Annotated in this window: 14 protein-coding genes; 8 read left to right on the top strand and 6 right to left on the bottom strand. The window is 64.4% G+C overall.

Going from position 1 to position 15,664, the window contains the following annotated elements; translation table 11 throughout:
• Nucleotides 1–43: 43 nt before the first annotated feature.
• Nucleotides 44–1,228 (top strand): amidase, encoded by a 1,185-nt coding sequence (locus tag WH265_RS09870; protein WP_339558154.1) that lies wholly within the window; start codon nt 44–46, stop codon nt 1,226–1,228.
• A 4-nt stretch (nt 1,229–1,232) separates the two neighbouring features.
• Here the strand turns inward: WH265_RS09870 and WH265_RS09865 are convergent, their stop codons facing one another.
• The 3 genes from WH265_RS09865 to WH265_RS09855 form a co-directional block, all read right to left on the bottom strand.
• Nucleotides 1,233–1,769 (bottom strand): ureidoglycolate lyase, encoded by a 537-nt coding sequence (locus WH265_RS09865; protein WP_339558153.1) that lies wholly within the window; start codon nt 1,767–1,769, stop codon nt 1,233–1,235.
• A gap of 61 nt (nt 1,770–1,830) precedes the next feature.
• The gene (locus WH265_RS09860; protein WP_021026226.1) at nt 1,831–2,202 is read right to left on the bottom strand and encodes a hypothetical protein; all 372 of its coding nucleotides are present in this window, start codon (nt 2,200–2,202) and stop codon (nt 1,831–1,833) included.
• Between the two features lie 81 nt (nt 2,203–2,283).
• Nucleotides 2,284–2,916 carry a hypothetical protein gene (locus WH265_RS09855; RefSeq protein ID WP_021026225.1) on the bottom strand — a complete coding sequence of 211 codons (633 nt, stop codon included), beginning with the start codon at nt 2,914–2,916 and terminating at the stop codon, nt 2,284–2,286.
• A gap of 321 nt (nt 2,917–3,237) precedes the next feature.
• On the opposite strand from WH265_RS09855, the gene WH265_RS09850 reads away from it, so the two are divergent.
• The 3 genes from WH265_RS09850 to WH265_RS09840 all read left to right on the top strand — a co-directional run bounded on the left by WH265_RS09850 (nt 3,238) and on the right by WH265_RS09840 (nt 6,688).
• The gene (locus WH265_RS09850; RefSeq protein ID WP_339517019.1) at nt 3,238–5,550 is read left to right on the top strand and encodes an NADP-dependent malic enzyme; all 2,313 of its coding nucleotides are present in this window, start codon (nt 3,238–3,240) and stop codon (nt 5,548–5,550) included.
• Nucleotides 5,551–5,716: 166 nt separating this feature from the next.
• Nucleotides 5,717–6,127, top strand: a complete 411-nt coding sequence (locus tag WH265_RS09845) for a ribonuclease domain-containing protein (protein ID WP_084635744.1) — start codon at nt 5,717–5,719, stop codon at nt 6,125–6,127.
• A 135-nt stretch (nt 6,128–6,262) separates the two neighbouring features.
• Nucleotides 6,263–6,688, top strand: a complete 426-nt coding sequence (locus WH265_RS09840; RefSeq protein ID WP_027010748.1) for a barstar family protein — start codon at nt 6,263–6,265, stop codon at nt 6,686–6,688.
• 84 nt (nt 6,689–6,772) lie between these two features.
• On the opposite strand, the gene rsmA is transcribed toward WH265_RS09840, so the two are convergent.
• The 3 genes from rsmA to WH265_RS09825 all read right to left on the bottom strand — a co-directional run bounded on the left by rsmA (nt 6,773) and on the right by WH265_RS09825 (nt 11,580).
• Nucleotides 6,773–7,552, bottom strand: a complete 780-nt coding sequence (gene rsmA, locus WH265_RS09835) for a 16S rRNA (adenine(1518)-N(6)/adenine(1519)-N(6))-dimethyltransferase RsmA (RefSeq protein WP_021026222.1) — start codon at nt 7,550–7,552, stop codon at nt 6,773–6,775.
• A 120-nt stretch (nt 7,553–7,672) separates the two neighbouring features.
• Nucleotides 7,673–9,100, bottom strand: coding sequence for a peptidylprolyl isomerase (locus WH265_RS09830; protein WP_312987992.1), 1,428 nt, complete (start codon nt 9,098–9,100; stop codon nt 7,673–7,675).
• Nucleotides 9,101–9,114: 14 nt separating this feature from the next.
• Entirely contained in the window at nt 9,115–11,580 is a 2,466-nt protein-coding gene (locus tag WH265_RS09825) for an LPS assembly protein LptD (RefSeq protein WP_021026220.1), read from the bottom strand.
• Between the two features lie 123 nt (nt 11,581–11,703).
• Between WH265_RS09825 and WH265_RS09820 the strand changes: the two genes are divergently transcribed.
• From WH265_RS09820 to WH265_RS09805, 4 genes are all read left to right on the top strand, one after another.
• A complete protein-coding gene (locus WH265_RS09820) occupies nt 11,704–12,849 on the top strand; it encodes an aminoglycoside phosphotransferase family protein (protein WP_339558152.1) in 1,146 nt (381 codons plus the stop codon).
• Between the two features lie 53 nt (nt 12,850–12,902).
• Nucleotides 12,903–13,637, top strand: coding sequence for a 16S rRNA (uracil(1498)-N(3))-methyltransferase (locus WH265_RS09815; protein WP_339558151.1), 735 nt, complete (start codon nt 12,903–12,905; stop codon nt 13,635–13,637).
• Nucleotides 13,638–13,952: 315 nt separating this feature from the next.
• Nucleotides 13,953–14,732, top strand: a complete 780-nt coding sequence (locus WH265_RS09810) for an IclR family transcriptional regulator (RefSeq protein WP_339558150.1) — start codon at nt 13,953–13,955, stop codon at nt 14,730–14,732.
• Nucleotides 14,733–14,776: 44 nt separating this feature from the next.
• A complete protein-coding gene (locus WH265_RS09805) occupies nt 14,777–15,517 on the top strand; it encodes a transporter substrate-binding domain-containing protein (RefSeq protein ID WP_021026216.1) in 741 nt (246 codons plus the stop codon).
• Nucleotides 15,518–15,664 lie beyond the last annotated feature (147 nt).

The following is a 15,664-nucleotide window of genomic DNA, read 5'->3' as shown; positions in this document are numbered from 1 at the left end:
CGCCCCTGCGTTTCTATCTTTTTTGCCCAGGACTGAACCCACCATGCCCTTGCACGACCCTGCCCACGCCTTTGTTCCCTACCCCGATGTGCCTGTGCGCCATGCGGCCACCGGCCCGCTCAGCGGCCTGTACTTTGGGGTGAAGGACTTGTTCGACATTGCCGGCTATCCCACGGGGGGCGGCAACCCGCTGCTGCTGGCCCTGTCCGGCATCAAGACGCAGACGGCGCCCACGGTGCAAAAGCTGCTGGATGCGGGCGCGGCGCTGGCGGGCAAGACGGTGACCGATGAGCTGGCCTTCTCGATGAATGGCAACAACGCCCACTTTGGCGCGCCGATCAACGGCAACGCGCCCGCGCGCATCACCGGTGGTTCGTCGTCGGGCTCGGCATCGGCGGTATCGAGCCGGCTGTGCGACTTTGCGCTGGGCACGGACACGGGCGGCTCGGTGCGTGCGCCGGCCAGCCACTGCGGCCTGTATGGCATACGGCCCACGCATGGCCGGGTGAGCCTGGAGTCAGCCCTGGCGCTGTGCCACAGTTTTGACACCTGCGGCTGGTTTGCCCGCGATGCCCATACCTTTGCCCGCGTGGCCGATGTGCTGCTGGCGCCCGACACGACGCCGCTGCCGGCCCGCCCACGCCTGCTGATGCCCAGCGATGTCTGGGGCCTGGTGGACAGCGCTGTGCGCCCGGCCTGGGATGGGGCGCTGCAGCAGATCACGCAGCTGCTGGGCAGCGCGCAGGATTGCAAAGCGGTGCTCGATTCCTTTGACGCGATGTACTGGAGTTTTCGCTATATCCAGGGGCGCGAAGCCTGGATGACCGATGGCGCCTTTATCAGCCGCTATGCACCGGTGCTGGGCCCGGGCGTGAAGGAGCGCTTTGACTGGTCGAGCAAGGTGACGGATGCGCAGGTGCAGGAGGCCGAGCAGTTCCGTGCGCGCTTCCGCCAGCATTTGGCTGATCTGTTGGGCAGCGATGGCGTGCTGGTGATGCCGACCATGCCCGATATTGCGCCGCTTCGCAGCGCCGATGAGGCATCGCTGGAGGCCTACCGCAACCAGGCCGTGCAGATGCTGTGCCTGGCGGGCTTGGCGGGCTTTCCGCAGATCTCGCTGCCGCTGGCCAGCCGCGACGGCGCGCCCTTGGGCATCTCGCTGCTGGGCCCGGCAGGCACGGACCGCAGTTTGATCGCGATTGCGCAGCAACTGGCAGCTGCGGTGTAAGTGACTAAGCGAGATCAGCGGGCAGGCTAACCTGCAGCGGCGCGCTGATCGCTTCGCAGCGGCAATCCAGCGCATCTGCGCGCCGCTCGATGACGGCGAAATCACCGCCCTCGACGGCGAGCAAGGCATGGTGCCAGGTGCCGGGTGCGAGCACGATGCCCTGGCGGCCATCGGTCACAAAGGCCTGCAGATCCTCCGCTTGGGGGGCCCGGCCGGCAGCGGCCACGACCACAACAAAGCGCTGGGTGCCCAGTGGCACAAAGCTCTGGCTGCCCAGTGCATGGCATTCGACCTCGGTAACGTCCAGCGGAAACTGCCGCGCCTGCGCGCGAAAGAGCGCCAGCATCGGCCAGCCGCCTTGCGCCGTCAGCTGCAGATCGGGCAGCAGGTCATAGCGCAGCGCATTGCCCTGGTTGATGAACTGGCTGGGCAGGCTGGGGTCGGCCAGGCCAATCACGGTGCCAAAGGCCGAGAAGTTGTGCGCAGTCAGAGGCCGCGCCTCCAGAGCCAGCGCCGCGGGGTGGGTGTTGGGGGTCGTCATGGCCAGCTAGCTAGCAAGGACGGTGCCTGATTGGCGATACGGCACCCGCGCCGCAGCCCGGTCAAGGCTTGCCATCGGCTTCGTGCTGCGCGCCCTTGCTGTCGGTGATGACCGCGCCCATGCCGGCCGAGGGGTTCACGCTGCCGCCTTCGGCCGTGGTGCCGCCGTTGGAAGCCTTGGGGTCATCGGCAGAGGCTAGCGGCACGGCAGGGGGCAGGGGATCGTGTTTGTCGGCCTTGGCATGGGGCAGGACCGAGTGGCTGTCGATGATGGGCGCGTTGAACAGCGGCTTGTCGGGCAAGGGCTGGCGCGATGCCGCTACCGTGCCGGAGATGGGTTTCATCGGCCCGGGGCGTTCGTCACAGGCGCTCAGCAGGCTGGCAGTGGCAACGACGGCTGCCAGGGCGGCAAGTCGGGTTGGAATGGCTGGCATGGGCTTTTCCCTGTAGTGGTACTGGTAACCCAGCCATTGTCGCCGCAGGCCGGGCGCCCAGATGTCAGCCAATCACGGCAATCAGCGCGCGCCCAGCAGCGCCAGGTAGGCGTGGCGCGTCTCGGGCGACACGCTCTGGATGACCTGCTCATAGGTGGTCTGGTTGCGCAGCTGCATGCGCGCCGAGGCCACGGCCTTGGATTTGCAGTACCAGTGGCAGGTGTGCTGCATCAGATACATCTCGGCCAGCAGCGTAAAGGCGCGGTCCTTGGGGCTGCGGCCGGCGGTGTTGGCCACGACGCGGGCAATGCCATCGGCATGCAGGCGGATGGCGGTGCGCAGGTCAAAGGATTTGCTGCCGCCCTGGAGCTTGTCGATCAGCTGCGAGAAGGGGAAGTAAAACGCCTGGGTGCTGATCTTGAACGTGGCGCCATTGGCCGGCTCGGGCGCCTTGGCCAGCGTGTCGGCAAAGCTGCTGAACTGGCTGGCCAGGCTGTTTTCCACCGATGCCTGCAGCTCCCAGATTTGCTGCTGGCGGTTGCTGTCTTTCTCGTCCAGCGCCCGCATATAGCTGCTGACCAGGCGCTCCATCAGCTTTTCGATGTCGTAATTACGCAAATATTGGGCCAGCAAGGCGATGCGCTGCTTTTGGGCCTTGGCGCGCAGCACATAGCTCACGCCCAGGATGAGAACGACCAGCAGCATTAAATCCATGACAAATGAGGCCTTGCACAGCCTATAAAGCGCAAACGTTTGTCATTGTAGACCTTGGCTTCCACCAAGAGGGGCGGGCTTTACGCAATGTATGCACAAACTGGAAAAAGCTATACATCTTTTTCATAGTTCTAGTCGGCGACTGGAATACTTGATTTTTAGCCTGCGCCTAGAATGGTGAGTGCCTTGTATACGATCCACAGCTTTTGGCCGTGGGCCAATCGTTCTGGGCCCTTGGACATACTGTTGAGACATGCATGCAGATGGCAGCATGTTCCAGCTGTTTTTCGTAGTGAATGCTGCGTGATGCCGGAGACCGCCATGACTGAGAAGAATTCAACCCCCACTGCGGTGGACAAGCGTGCGCTGCTGCGCCAGTCCGCACTGGAGTACCACCAGTTTCCCCGCCCCGGCAAGGTGGCGATTGCCGCGACCAAGCCCATGGCCAACCAGCATGACCTGGCGCTGGCCTATTCGCCCGGCGTGGCCGCGCCTTGCGAAGAGATCGTCAAGGACCCGGCAGCTGCCTTCAAGTACACCAGCCGTGGCAACCTGGTGGCGGTAATCTCCAACGGCACGGCCGTGCTGGGCCTGGGCGATATTGGCGCGCTGGCCTCCAAGCCGGTGATGGAGGGCAAGGGCGTTCTGTTCAAAAAGTTTGCCGGTGTCGATGTGTTTGACATCGAAATCAACGAAAAAGACCCCCAGAAGCTGGTGGAAGTGATCGCCGCGCTGGAGCCGACCTTTGGCGCCGTGAATCTGGAAGACATCAAGGCGCCCGAGTGCTTCTATGTAGAGCGTGAACTGCGCAAGCGCATGAAGATCCCGGTCTTCCACGACGACCAGCACGGCACCGCGATCACCGTGGCCGCGGCCATGGTCAATGCACTCAAGGTCGCAGGCAAGAAGATTGAAGAGGTCAAGCTCGTGGCATCGGGCGCGGGCGCTGCGGCGCTGGCCTGCCTGAACCTGCTGCTGGAGATTGGTCTGAAGCGCGAAAACGTGATGGTGACCGACATCGTCGGCGTGGTCTACAAAGGCCGTACCGAGCTGATGGACGAAGATAAGGAGCTTTTCGCGCAAGAAACCGACAAACGCACCTTGTCCCAGGTGATTGACGGCGCCGATGTGTTCCTGGGCCTGTCGGCAGGCGGTGTGCTCAAGCCCGACATGGTGCAGCGCATGGCAGCGCGCCCCATCATCTTCGCGCTGGCCAACCCCAACCCCGAGATCTCGCCCGAAGACGCCAAGGCGGTGCGCGACGACATCATCATGGCGACCGGTCGTTCGGACTACCCGAACCAGGTCAACAACGTGCTGTGCTTCCCCTATATCTTCCGGGGGGCGCTCGATTGCGGCGCGACGACGATCACCACCGAGATGGAAATCGCCACGGTGCACGCGATTGCCGACCTGGCCCAGGCCGAGCAGACCGAAGAGGTCGCCAATGCCTATGCCGGCCAGGACCTGTCCTTCGGCCCCGAGTACCTGATCCCCAAGCCGTTTGACCCGCGCCTGATGATGAAGATTGCGCCGGCCGTGGCGCAGGCGGCAGCGGAATGCGGCGTGGCCGAGCGTCCGATCCAGGACATGGATGCCTACCGCGAGCACCTGCAGACCTTTGTCTACGCCTCCGGCACCGCGATGAAGCCCATCTTCATGGCGGCCAAGCGCGCGGCGAAAAAGCGCATTGCCTACGCCGAAGGCGAGGAAGAGCGCATTCTGCGTGCGGCCCAGATCGTGGTCGACGAGCGCGTGGCGCGCCCCACCTTGATCGGCCGCCCCGCTATCATTGCCCAGCGCATCGAGAAGTTCGGCCTGCGCCTCAAGGAAGGCACGGACTACGATGTGGTCAACGTCGAGCATGACGACCGCTACCGCGATTTCTGGCAGTCCTACCACCGCATGGCCGAGCGCAAGGGCGTGACAGTGCCGATCGCCAAGATCGAAATGCGCCGCCGCCTGACCCTGATCGGCTGCATGCTGCTGCACAAGGGCGAGGTCGATGGCCTGATCTGCGGCACCTGGAACAACACCGCCATCCACCTGCACTACATCGACCAGGTGATTGGCAAGCGCGCCGGCACCGCCACCTACGCCTGCATGAACGGCCTGCTGCTGCCTGAGCGCCAGGTCTTCCTGGTCGACACCCATGTGAACTACGACCCGACGGCCGAGCAGCTCGCCGAGATCACGATCATGGCGGCCGAGGAGATGATGCGCTTTGGTATCAAGCCCAAGGCCGCGCTGCTGTCGCACTCGAACTTTGGCTCCAGCAACCAGCCCAGCGCCGTCAAGATGCGCCAGACCCTGGAGCTGCTGCGCATCCAGGCGCCCTGGCTCGAAGTGGACGGCGAGATGCACGGCGATGTGGCCCTGGACCAGAAGCAGCGCGCCAGCATCATGCCTGAGAGCCCCCTGGTCGGTAACGCCAATCTGCTGGTGCTGCCCAACATCGATGCGGCCAATATCAGCTACAACCTGCTTAAAACGGCAGCGGGCGGCAATATCGCCATTGGCCCGATCCTGCTGGGTGCCGCCCAACCGGTGCATATTTTGACCCCCAGCGCCACGGTGCGCCGCATTGTCAACATGACGGCCGTTGCTGTTGCGGACGCGAATTTTGCGCGCTGATAAAGATGTTTTCAGTGCAGTTGGCTTGAATCTGCCACACCTGCCGCTGTAAAATACTGAGAAGCCTGCTCAAATTTTGGGCAGGCTTCTTGCATTTTGGGGGGCAATCCGTCACACTGACTGGCTGAACTTGCGGTGAAGTCCGCGGTTCTGAAAGGTGTTGTTGATGCTCAAAGCATGGGGTTTTCTGGCCCGCTCGTCTGTGAAGGCTGGCGTGCTCGCTGTGGTCATGGCTGCGCTGCCGCCAGGGGTCCAGGCCCGTGGCAGCGGGCCTTCCGCATTCGATGGGCCGGTCGTGGCGGTGGCCGAATTGCCGCCGCAAGGCCGCAAAACCTATGCATTGATCTACGAAGGCGGCCCCTTTCCCTATGACAAGGACGGCTCGGTATTTGGTAACCGTGAGCGCATACTGCCCAGGCACCCGCGTGGTTACTACCGGGAATACACCGTCAAGACACCCGGTTCCCGCGATCGCGGGGCGCGTCGCATTATTTGTGGCGGTCAGGTCGCCACAATGCCCGATACTTGCTACTACACCCAGGATCACTACAGCAGCTTTCGGCGTATTGTGAATTAGCCAGTCAGATTCCTCCTATGTCGCTTTTCCGCAAGAGATGTCTTGCGCAGAGTGATGTGCTAAGTCAACAATGCCCAATGAGCCCCAGGGATGGGGTGTGGTTTTTAAAAAATGCTAATGGAAAGAGCAACGGAGATGGACACTCCACTTCGTCAGGTACAAGATACATCGCTGCGTTTCGTGCGTCCCAACATCGTGCAGGCCATTCGGGCCTACCGGTTGGAGGACCTGCGCGACGCAGCCCAGAACCTGGGGCAGCACTTTTTGTACGCCAATCTGGCGCACGCCCTGTCCAAGGCCGATGTGCTCGAGTTGATTGGCATGCAGTTTTATTTTCCGTCGCACTACGGCAAGAACTTCGATGCGCTGTTCGACTGCCTGACCGACCCTTTGCACAAGAGTGGCCCGCAGCCCGGTTTTGTCGTGGTGCTGGACCAGATCCCGACTGCGATGAAGTTTGACCGCGAAGCGCGCGAGCAGCTGCTCGATGTGTTTCGCGATGCGGCCGAGTACTGGGCCGAGCGCAAGGTGCCTTTTCGCTGCTTTTACTCTTTCCTCTGATCGGCTTGCTGATCACAAAAAAAACACGCCCGGCTTGCGCCGGGCGTTTTGCTTGTGGGATGGGCCGCTTCAATCCCTGACCGCTCAGGCCGCCTTGGGAGCTGCCGAGAGGCTGGCAGCGGCCTGTTCGTATTCGGCCACCGGCACTTCTTCGGCGCGGCGCTGCAGATCGAAGTTGCCGCTGTAGCCTTTTTCCTCCAGCCATTTGCCCAAGGTGTTGCGCAAGATCTTGCGGCGCTGGCTGAAGGCCACGCGCACCAGGTCTTCGAGCAGCTTGGCATCGAGCTGGGCGGGCTCGGCGCGCGGGACCATGCGCACGACGGCGCTGTCGACCTTGGGGGGCGGGTCAAAGCTCTCGGGCGGCACAAAGAGCACGTTCTCCATCGCATAGCGCCACTGCAGCATGACGGTGAGGCGGCCGTAGTCCGAGGTGGCGGGTGCGGCCACCATGCGGTCGATCACCTCTTTTTGCAGCATGAAGTGCTGGTCTTCGACCACATCGACCTGGTCGAGCAGGTGAAACAGGATGGGGCTGGAGATGTTGTAGGGCAGGTTGCCGGCCACGCGCAGCTTGGCCACGCCCAGGCGCTGGGCGAGGGCGCGGAAATCGACCTTCAGCACATCGGACTCGACCACATCGAGCTGCGGGTGCGTGCGCAGGCGCAGGGCCAGATCGCGGTCCAGCTCAATGACGCTGAGCTTGCCCAGGCGCTCGACCAGCGGCTGGGTCAACGCCATCAGACCGGGGCCGATCTCCACCACCGTCTGGCCGGGCAGTGGGTGGATGGCGTCGACAATCGCGTCGATGACGGCGCGATCGGTCAGAAAGTTCTGGCCAAAGCGCTTGCGGGGAATATGTTTCATGCAATGACAAAGCGGTGCGAAAGCACCGCTCTTGGGTTGGCAGGCTTGGGGCCGATGATGACACCGCCGCAGCGCCACAGCGCCGGGCAGGGTCATCGCGCGCCTCAGGCGGCTGGGCTGTTACTGGGGCGGGTCGCGGTATTCGACATAGGCCCGCGCACGGGCTTCCTGCGCCCAGGTGCTGAAGGCCTGCTCGAGCTTGTTCTCGCGCACGATGGAGCGCACCATGTCACGCTGCTCGCGCTGGTTGAGCTTGGCCTCGCGGCGCTCGAGCAGCTGGATCAGGTGGATACCGAAGCGGCTGGCAATGGGCTGGCTGATCTCGCCGGGCTGCAGCGCGTTGAGCGCTTCTTCGAACTCCGGCACGAACTTGCGTGGGCTGGCCCAGCCCAGATCGCCGCCTTCCTTGGCGCTGCCGTCTTCCGAGTAGCGCTTGGCCAGGTCTTCAAACGTGTCCTGCTTGGCCAGCACACGGCGGCGGTAGTCTTCGAGGCGCTCCACCGCCTGGGCTTCGCTCAGCTGGGGGCCGGGGCGCAGCAGAATGTGGCGGGCATGGCTTTGGGTGACGATGGCCGGCACCTCACCGCTCGTCTTCTCCAGCACCTTCAGGATGTGGAAGCCCGCAGGCGAGCGCACCGGGCCGGCAATGGCGCCCTGCGGCGTGGACTGCGTCGCCCTGACGAACAGCTCGGGGTAGCGGTCGGCCGGGCGCAGGCCCATGGCGCCGCCGCCCTTGCCGTCGGGCACATCGGAGAACTCGGCCACGGCGGCACCAAAGTCTTCACCGGCGCGGATCTTGTCGGCTGCCTGCTGGGCCTTGGCCTGCAGCTGCTTGACCTGGTCTTCGCTGGCGTTTTCCGGCACGGTGATCAGGATGTGGCCCAGGTTGAGCTGGGTGGCGGCACTGGCCATGCCGGCCTTGGCCTTTTGCTCGCGCAGGTACTGGTCGATGTCGAGGTCGCTCACGCGCACCTTGGAATCGACCTCGGCCTCGCGCAGCTTCTGGATCACCAGCTGCTTTTTCAGATCGGCGCGGAACTGCTCCTCTGGAATGCCTTCGCTGGCCAGGCGGCGGCGCAGCTCGGGCATGGTCATGCTGTTCTGGCGCGCGACCGACTCTTCGGCCTGCTGCACGGCAAAGTTGTCCACCTGGATGTTGCGCTCGGCAGCCATCTGCAGCTGGATCTTCTGGCCGATCAGCATCTCCAGCGCCTGGCGGCGCGCCGTCTCGGCGGGGATGTTGTTGGCCTCGGCCTGGGCACGCAGGCGGTCGTACTGCTGCTGCACTTCGACATTGGTGACCGGCTCGGAATTGACGACCGCGACGATGAAGTCCGCAGAGCGCGGGGCATTGCTGCTGCGCTGGGCCAGCGAGGCAGCGGGGATCGCCACCGACGGCACGGCCGTTGGCGTGCCGATGCCGGCGCCCGGGGCCCGCATGCCGGCGGATGCGTTGTCGTTGCTAGCCTTGAAGCCTTGCGCTGCGCTGGCACCAGCGAGCAAAGCCAGGCTGCAGGCCACGCTCAAAGAGAGAATGCGTTGTTTCATGGTCAGGGAATGCTTCAATCGTAATTGCTGAAACGGCTGGGCGCTGCAGAGCCGTTGCCGCTGGGCAGAGACTGGTAGCCGGGCACGTTTTCGCGCATGCTGGCCAGCGGGTCAGCGCCCAGGGTGAGTTTGGTCAGGCCAGTGAATTCCATCTGGAACAGCAGCTTGGTGTTCGCCTGTACCAGCGAGTTCTGCAAACGCTGCAGCACCACACGGCTGCTCCAGCAGCAGCCGCTGTATTCCAAGCCAATGACCGAATCCACCAGTTTCTTGTCGCGCATGCTGTAGTTCAGGCGGCCCACAGTGTACCAGCGGCCTTCGCCCTTGGCTTTTTTGCCCCCGGAGCCAAAGATCTCATTGACCGGCCACTGCCAGCCCAGGTCCATCTGCTCGCTGTTCTGTGCCTGGTAGCGGTAGGCCAGCGCCAGCGTCTTGTAGTCGCCGGGCTTGTAGCGCGCCTGCATGGTCGAGCGCACCGAGCGGCCGCTGTCCGGGTTGAACTGCACCGTGGTGTCAAAGCCCCACTTGGGCGTCCAGTTGATGCCCGCGCCCAGCATGATGTCCGACCAGCGCTCGTTGACCGAGCTGGCATTGGGCATGACGACCTGCTGGTCCGAGAAGCGCAGGCGCTGGGCGATGCCAAAGCGCGCCGCCTCGGCGCCGGTCTCGGCATCGAGAAAGCGCGTGGTGGCGCCCACGGTCAGCATGTTGTTGTCGGCAATGCGGTCATAGCCGCTGAACGAGTTCGAGCTGAAGATGGTCGCAAAGCTGAAGTCATACGGCGCCGTGTCGTAGACCGGAATCATGCTCTGGTCGCGGTAGGGCGTGTAGGTGTAGAAGGCGCGCGGCTCCAGCGTCTGGATCAGGTTGCGGCCAAACAGGCGCGTCGAGCGCTCAAAGGTCAGGCCGCTGTCGAGGCTGACGGTGGGCACGGTGATGCTGGCGCTGCTGACGGTGGCCAGGCCCGAGTTGTCAAAGTTGTAGTGCCGGGTGTTGAGCATCAGCTTGGGCGTGATGTAGCCCTGCGGCGCAATGAAGGGGCGGCTGAGCTCTGCCTGGATATAGCCGCGGTCGGCATTGGGCTGGTTGAGCAGGCTGGTGTCGGCACGGAAGCGCGTGGCATCGGCCTCGATCGAGCCTTCCAGGCCCAGCGGCAGGTTCTGCGGCGTGTAGCGGTACTGCAGCTGGGGCATGCGGTCATACGGCGGCACGATCGGCGAGAGCGGGTCCTGCAGGGTCTGCCACTTCTGCGCGCGCAGCAGCAGGCTGTGGTCATCGCGCGACCAGCTGGCCGACGCTTCGCTGTTGAGCAGGCGCTCGTTGAGCTTGTAGCTGTTGCCCTGGAAGTCGCGCCAGTAGTCCGAATCGCTCACGCGCTTGGCGTTGATGTTCAGCCCCAGGCCGCCAATGGGCGTATCCAAGCTGCCGTTGTGCATCCACAGCCAGGACCAGCGGTCGCGGTCGCGCAGGCGGTCGCCGGGCATGTACAGGCCCGCCAGGGTGCCGCTGTAGGTGGGCTCCAGGTAGCGGAACTCGCCGCCCAGCGCCAGGCCGCGCTTGACCATGGCCGTTGGCGTGATGGTGGCGTCGCGGTTGGGCGCAATGTTCCAGTAGTAGGGCTGGGCGTAGGTGAAGCCGCTGTCACTGTCGAGCGACATGGTGGGCGGCAGCAGGCCCGATTTGCGCTTTTCCGACAGCGGAAAGCTCATCTTGGGGATGGGGATGATCGGCACGCCCTTGAATTCAAGCACGCCGTTCTCGGCCACACCGACCTCTTCGAGGTTGTCAATGCTGATTTTTTCAGCACGGATGATCCAGTCCGGCTGCCAGCTGGCCTCGTCGTCGCGCTGGCAGGTGGTGTAGGTGCCGTCATGCACGACCGAGCGCTCGCGGTCGATGAAATCCACGCGCGAGGCCACGCCATAGCCGTTGTTGGGCAGCAGGCGGTAGTTGGCGTCCTTGAAGAAACCCTCGTTCGAATCGAGCTGCATCTGCAGCTCGGTGCCGTCAAACACGCTGCCGGCGCGGTTGATGTGCACATTGCCATCGGCATAGGCCGTGTTGCTGGGCTCGTAAAAGCGCAGGCGGTCGGCGCGGATCATCGTGTCGGCGCGGCGCAGGCTGGCATTGCCGGTGACGGTGGTCATGTCCGCCGTCTGGCCGGTGAGCTCGTCGCCCTCGAGGTAGACCGGCATCTTGCCGCGCTGCTCGGAGCTCAGGCTCTCTTGCAGGCGGGGGCTGGTGCGCAGCACCAGGCCGGCGTCGTCGTTGCCAGCGGGCGCCTGGGCCAGTACCAGCGCGGGCGAGGCCCAGAGCATGGCCATGCACAGCCGGGCGATGGTGGTGGGGGAGAAGCTAAGGGGGGTGCGGGACAAGGTGCGGGGCGATGTGTTGGTGTTTGCGCGCGCGCGCAGCCCTGCGGCGGCGCCTGCAGGGCGGGGCGAGGCTGGCGCCACATCGGTGAAAGCGTGAATATCCATGGGAAATAGCCACTGGCCTGTGCATCTGCGGTGCATACATGCACACGGATCTGGATCTGGGGCCCAGCCGGGCGGCAGGGCTTTGTAGAATCTGCATTATCCATGAGCCAATCTATTTCCCCCATGTCTGACCCTATTGCTGCATCTTCTGTAGCACCCCAGCCTGACAGCGCCAAGCAATCTTTACAGGGCGTTACCCCCGTCGTGTGGGCCGATGCCACCCGCGCCGCGCAGTTTGCCCCCTGGCTGGCAGCGGTAGCGGCCCGCCATGGTCTGCGGCCCGAGAGCGTTCGCCTGGCGTCTGCCGATGCGAGCTTTCGCCGCTATTTGCGGGTGGACGACCTGCAGGGCGGCACGCGCATCATCATGGATGCGCCGCCGGACAAGGAAAACAGCGAACCCTTTGTACAGGTGCAAGCGCTGCTGGCCGAGGCCGGCCTGAATGCCCCCCAGGTGCTGGACTGGGATGCCGCCCACGGCTTCATGCTGCTGTCCGACTTGGGCACGCAGACGGTGATCGAAAAGCTCCAGCCGCCCGATTCGCAGGCCGCCTACCAGTGGTATATGCAGGCGGTCGATATCTTGGTGGACTGGCAAAAGGCATCGCGCGAAGGCGTGCTGCCTGTCTATGACGAGGCCGTGCTGCGCCGCGAGCTGCAGCTGTTCCCTGACTGGTACATCGCCCAGCACCGCCAGGTGCAGCTGAACGACAAGCAGCAGGCCGTGCTCCAAAACGCCTTTGACGCCATCGTGGCGCAGAACCTGTCGGTGCCCCGCGTGTTTGTGCACCGCGACTTCATGATGCGCAACCTGATGGTGCCGCCCACTGCCGGCGCGCCGCTGGGCGTGCTCGATTTCCAGGATGCGCTCTACGGCCCCATCACCTATGACATTGCCAGCCTGATGCGCGATGCCTTCATCAGCTGGGAAGAGGATTTTGTGGTGGACATCACCATCCGCTACTGGGAGAAAGCGCGCAAGGCCGGCCTGCTGGGCGCTGACAGCCCCTCGGGCTTTGGTGCGGATTTTGGTGACTTCTACCGCGCAGTCGAATGGATGGGCATCCAGCGCCACCTGAAGGTGGCCGGCATCTTTGCCCGCCTGACCCTGCGCGACGGCAAGCCGCGCTACCTGGCCGATGCACCGCGCTTTTTGCACTACATTCGCTCAACCGCATCGCGCTACCGCGAGCTGGTGCCGCTGATGCGCCTGATCCATGAGGTCGAGGGCATCGAGGAGCAAGGCGGCTGGATGATGGGCCGGGGTTGAACCTCGTTGCTTCAATCTCTGCCCTTTCCTGCCATCCACTTTGACCCAGCACCATGCCCCGTTTTTACTGCCCCGTTGAGTTGCGCGTAGGCGCTGCACTGGATCTGCCGCCTGAGGCTGCGCGCCATGTGCAGGTGTTTCGCATGCAGCCCGGTGACCACATCACCCTGTTCAACGGCGAGGCCGGTAGCCCCGCAGGTGAATATGGCGCCAGCATTGTGCAGATGGGCCGCAGCCATGTGACCGTGCAGATCGAGGGCCACACGGCGATCGAGCGCGAAGCCGCGCGCGCCGTGCACCTGCTGGCCGGCATTACCGCTGGCGAGCGCATGGAATGGCTGGTGGAGAAGGCGACCGAGCTGGGCGTGGCCAGCATCACCCCGCTGGAGGCCGAGCGCTCGGTCACCCGCCTCAAGGGCGACCGCGCCACCAAGCGCCAGGAGCGCTGGCAAGCGATTGCCGCCAGCGCCTGCGAGCAGTGCGGCCGCAACCAGGTACCACGCATCCATGCGCCGATGGACCTGGCGCAGTGGATCAAGGCCGGCGGCCTGGCTGATGCGCAGCGCCTGGTGCTGTCGCTGGCAGACGGCACCCAGCCGCTGGCCCAGGCCGTGCAGCAGGCGGGCACCCAGCCCCTGGTTTTCCTCTCTGGCCCCGAAGGCGGCTTGTCGCCCGCCGAAGAAGCGCTGGCGCGCGGCAACGGCTTTGCGCCCGTCACCCTGGGCCCACGTGTGCTGCGCGCTGAGACCGCGCCGCTCGCGGCTTTGGGCTATCTGGCGGCCCTTTGACAGCAGCCTGTGCGCTGACGAAGCGCTGACTCAACGCTGATGGAGCGGCGCCCCCACCACGGGCCCTCCCAAACACTCCCCCTCTCTTCCGTTCACCCGCCCTGCATGTGCCCGGCGGCGCTGGCCTGCGCGCCAAGCGCCGCACCACACCGGGGATTTTTACATTTCAAATTCCCAATAAATGGGAATTGAATGGGCGATTCAATTCCGACCTAGGGTTTGCGCTAGGGTGCAATACAGAGAGCAATTCGACAATTCTGGCATTGATCTTGCAAGATCTTCATTGTCACTAGTCCCGAGGAATGGGAATTGCGAATGGATGCTACAGAGTTGTTGGTCAGCGAGCGTGCGGCAGCGGATACCCCGGGCTCCGAGGTGTCGGCGGCCGACCGGGTGCTGCAGGTGTTGGCGGTATTGGCCTGCGCCGGGCGGCCGCTGTCGGCCAGCGAGCTGATGCAGGGCACCGGCTTGCCCCGCAGCAGCCTGTACCGGCAGCTCGCGCGCCTCAAGCGCTTTGGCTTTGTGGCCGACAGCGGCGCGCTGTATGCGCCCGGGCCGCTGGGCCTGCAGCTGGCGCGTGGCTTTGACGATGGCTCCCATTTGGTGCATGTGGCCCGCCCTGTGCTGGTGCAGCTGTCGCAGCAGACCCAGGAGAGCGCAGGCCTCTTGGTGGCTGCCAATGGCCAGGCCGTGTGCCTGGACATGGTGGAAAGCCCGCTGTCGCTGCGCTGCTCCTTCGACAAGGGCAGCAGCGTGCCGCTGAAGGTCGGGGCGTCGGCCAAGTGCGTGCTGGCCTACCTGCCTGCCGTGCAACGCGAAGCGCTGCTCAACCAGCACTACGGCGAAGGCAGCCCCGCCCGCGCCGAAGCCGCTGCCGAGCTGCAGGAGCTGCGCACACAGGGCTACATCACCACGGTAGGCCAGGTCGATGCGGGTGTCTGGGGTTGCAGCGTGCCGGTGTTTGCCAGCGGCCGCCGCGCGGTCGCTGCGCTCAGCCTGATGGCGCCGCAGCAGCGTGTGCAGCACCAGCAAGCCCAGCTGGTGCAGGCGACCTTGGCAGCGGCGGCCCGCATCTCCCGCAGTCTGGCTGGATGACATTGCGATTTTGCTTGGTACTTGAATTGAAAAAGGACTCTCCCATGAACTTCCGTCGCCTGGTCTTGAAGACCTCTTTGATCGCCCTGGCCTGTGGTGCAGGCGCTGCCTTTGCCCAGAACAATGTGCTGCGCGTGGCCACCGATGCCACTTTCCCGCCGATGGAATTTGTCGAAAACGGCAAGAAGACCGGTTTTGACGTCGAACTCGTCGAGGCCGTCGCGGCCAAGATGGGCAAGAAGGTCGAATGGGTCGACATCGACTTCAAGGGCCTAGTGCCCGGTCTGATCGCCAAGCGCTACGACATGGCCGTCTCGGCCATCTACATCACCGATGAGCGCAAGAAGGTGGTGGACTTCACCCAGCCTTACTACGCCGGTGGCCTGGTGGCCATGGTCAAGGAAGGCAGCCCCATCACCAAGCTGAGCGATCTGGACGGCAAGAAGGTCTCGGTGCAGGTGGGCACCAAGTCGGTGGGTTACCTCACCGAGCACTTCCCCAAGGTGCAGCGCGTGGAGGTCGAAAAGAACCAGGAAATGTTCAACCTGGTCGATATCGGCCGCGCCGATGCCGCCGTGACCGGCAAGCCCGCTGCGTTCCAGTACAACCGCACGCGCGGCGGCATGAAGGTGCTGGCCGAGCAGATCACCACCGAGGAATACGGCATGGCCATCCGCAAGGACACGCCCGAGTTGACGGTGGCCGTGAACAAGGCGCTCGAGCAGCTCAAGGCCGACGGTGGCTACAAGGCCATCGTGGACAAGTGGTTCCCCAGCAGCAAGTAATAGGCAAGGGTGCCGCAGCGGGGGGGGGGGGGGGGGGGGGGGGGGGGGGGGGGGGGGGTGGGGGTTTTTTTTTTTTTTTTTTGGGGGGGGGGGGGGGGGGGGGGGGGGGGGGGGGGGGGGGGGGGGGGGGGGGGGGGGGGGGGGGCT

It is taken from the genome of Comamonas sp. MYb396, assembly GCF_037479555.1.
Taxonomy (GTDB): Bacteria; Pseudomonadota; Gammaproteobacteria; order Burkholderiales; family Burkholderiaceae_C; genus Comamonas.
Note: the sequence above shows the minus strand (reverse complement) of the source record. Positions and strands in the feature narration are given on the sequence as shown.

Coding starts and splice junctions, on each gene's coding strand:
- WH265_RS09845 (WP_084635744.1), top strand. CDS start 5,717: ATGCTCAAAGCATGGGGTTTTCTGGCCCGCTCGTCTGTGAAGGCTGGC.
- WH265_RS09820 (WP_339558152.1), top strand. CDS start 11,704: ATGTCTGACCCTATTGCTGCATCTTCTGTAGCACCCCAGCCTGACAGC.
- WH265_RS09870 (WP_339558154.1), top strand. CDS start 44: ATGCCCTTGCACGACCCTGCCCACGCCTTTGTTCCCTACCCCGATGTG.
- WH265_RS09850 (WP_339517019.1), top strand. CDS start 3,238: ATGACTGAGAAGAATTCAACCCCCACTGCGGTGGACAAGCGTGCGCTG.
- WH265_RS09805 (WP_021026216.1), top strand. CDS start 14,777: ATGAACTTCCGTCGCCTGGTCTTGAAGACCTCTTTGATCGCCCTGGCC.
- rsmA (WP_021026222.1), bottom strand. CDS start 7,552: ATGAAACATATTCCCCGCAAGCGCTTTGGCCAGAACTTTCTGACCGAT.
- WH265_RS09830 (WP_312987992.1), bottom strand. CDS start 9,100: ATGAAACAACGCATTCTCTCTTTGAGCGTGGCCTGCAGCCTGGCTTTG.
- WH265_RS09825 (WP_021026220.1), bottom strand. CDS start 11,580: ATGGATATTCACGCTTTCACCGATGTGGCGCCAGCCTCGCCCCGCCCT.
- WH265_RS09860 (WP_021026226.1), bottom strand. CDS start 2,202: ATGCCAGCCATTCCAACCCGACTTGCCGCCCTGGCAGCCGTCGTTGCC.
- WH265_RS09855 (WP_021026225.1), bottom strand. CDS start 2,916: ATGGATTTAATGCTGCTGGTCGTTCTCATCCTGGGCGTGAGCTATGTG.
- WH265_RS09840 (WP_027010748.1), top strand. CDS start 6,263: ATGGACACTCCACTTCGTCAGGTACAAGATACATCGCTGCGTTTCGTG.
- WH265_RS09810 (WP_339558150.1), top strand. CDS start 13,953: ATGGATGCTACAGAGTTGTTGGTCAGCGAGCGTGCGGCAGCGGATACC.
- WH265_RS09815 (WP_339558151.1), top strand. CDS start 12,903: ATGCCCCGTTTTTACTGCCCCGTTGAGTTGCGCGTAGGCGCTGCACTG.
- WH265_RS09865 (WP_339558153.1), bottom strand. CDS start 1,769: ATGACGACCCCCAACACCCACCCCGCGGCGCTGGCTCTGGAGGCGCGG.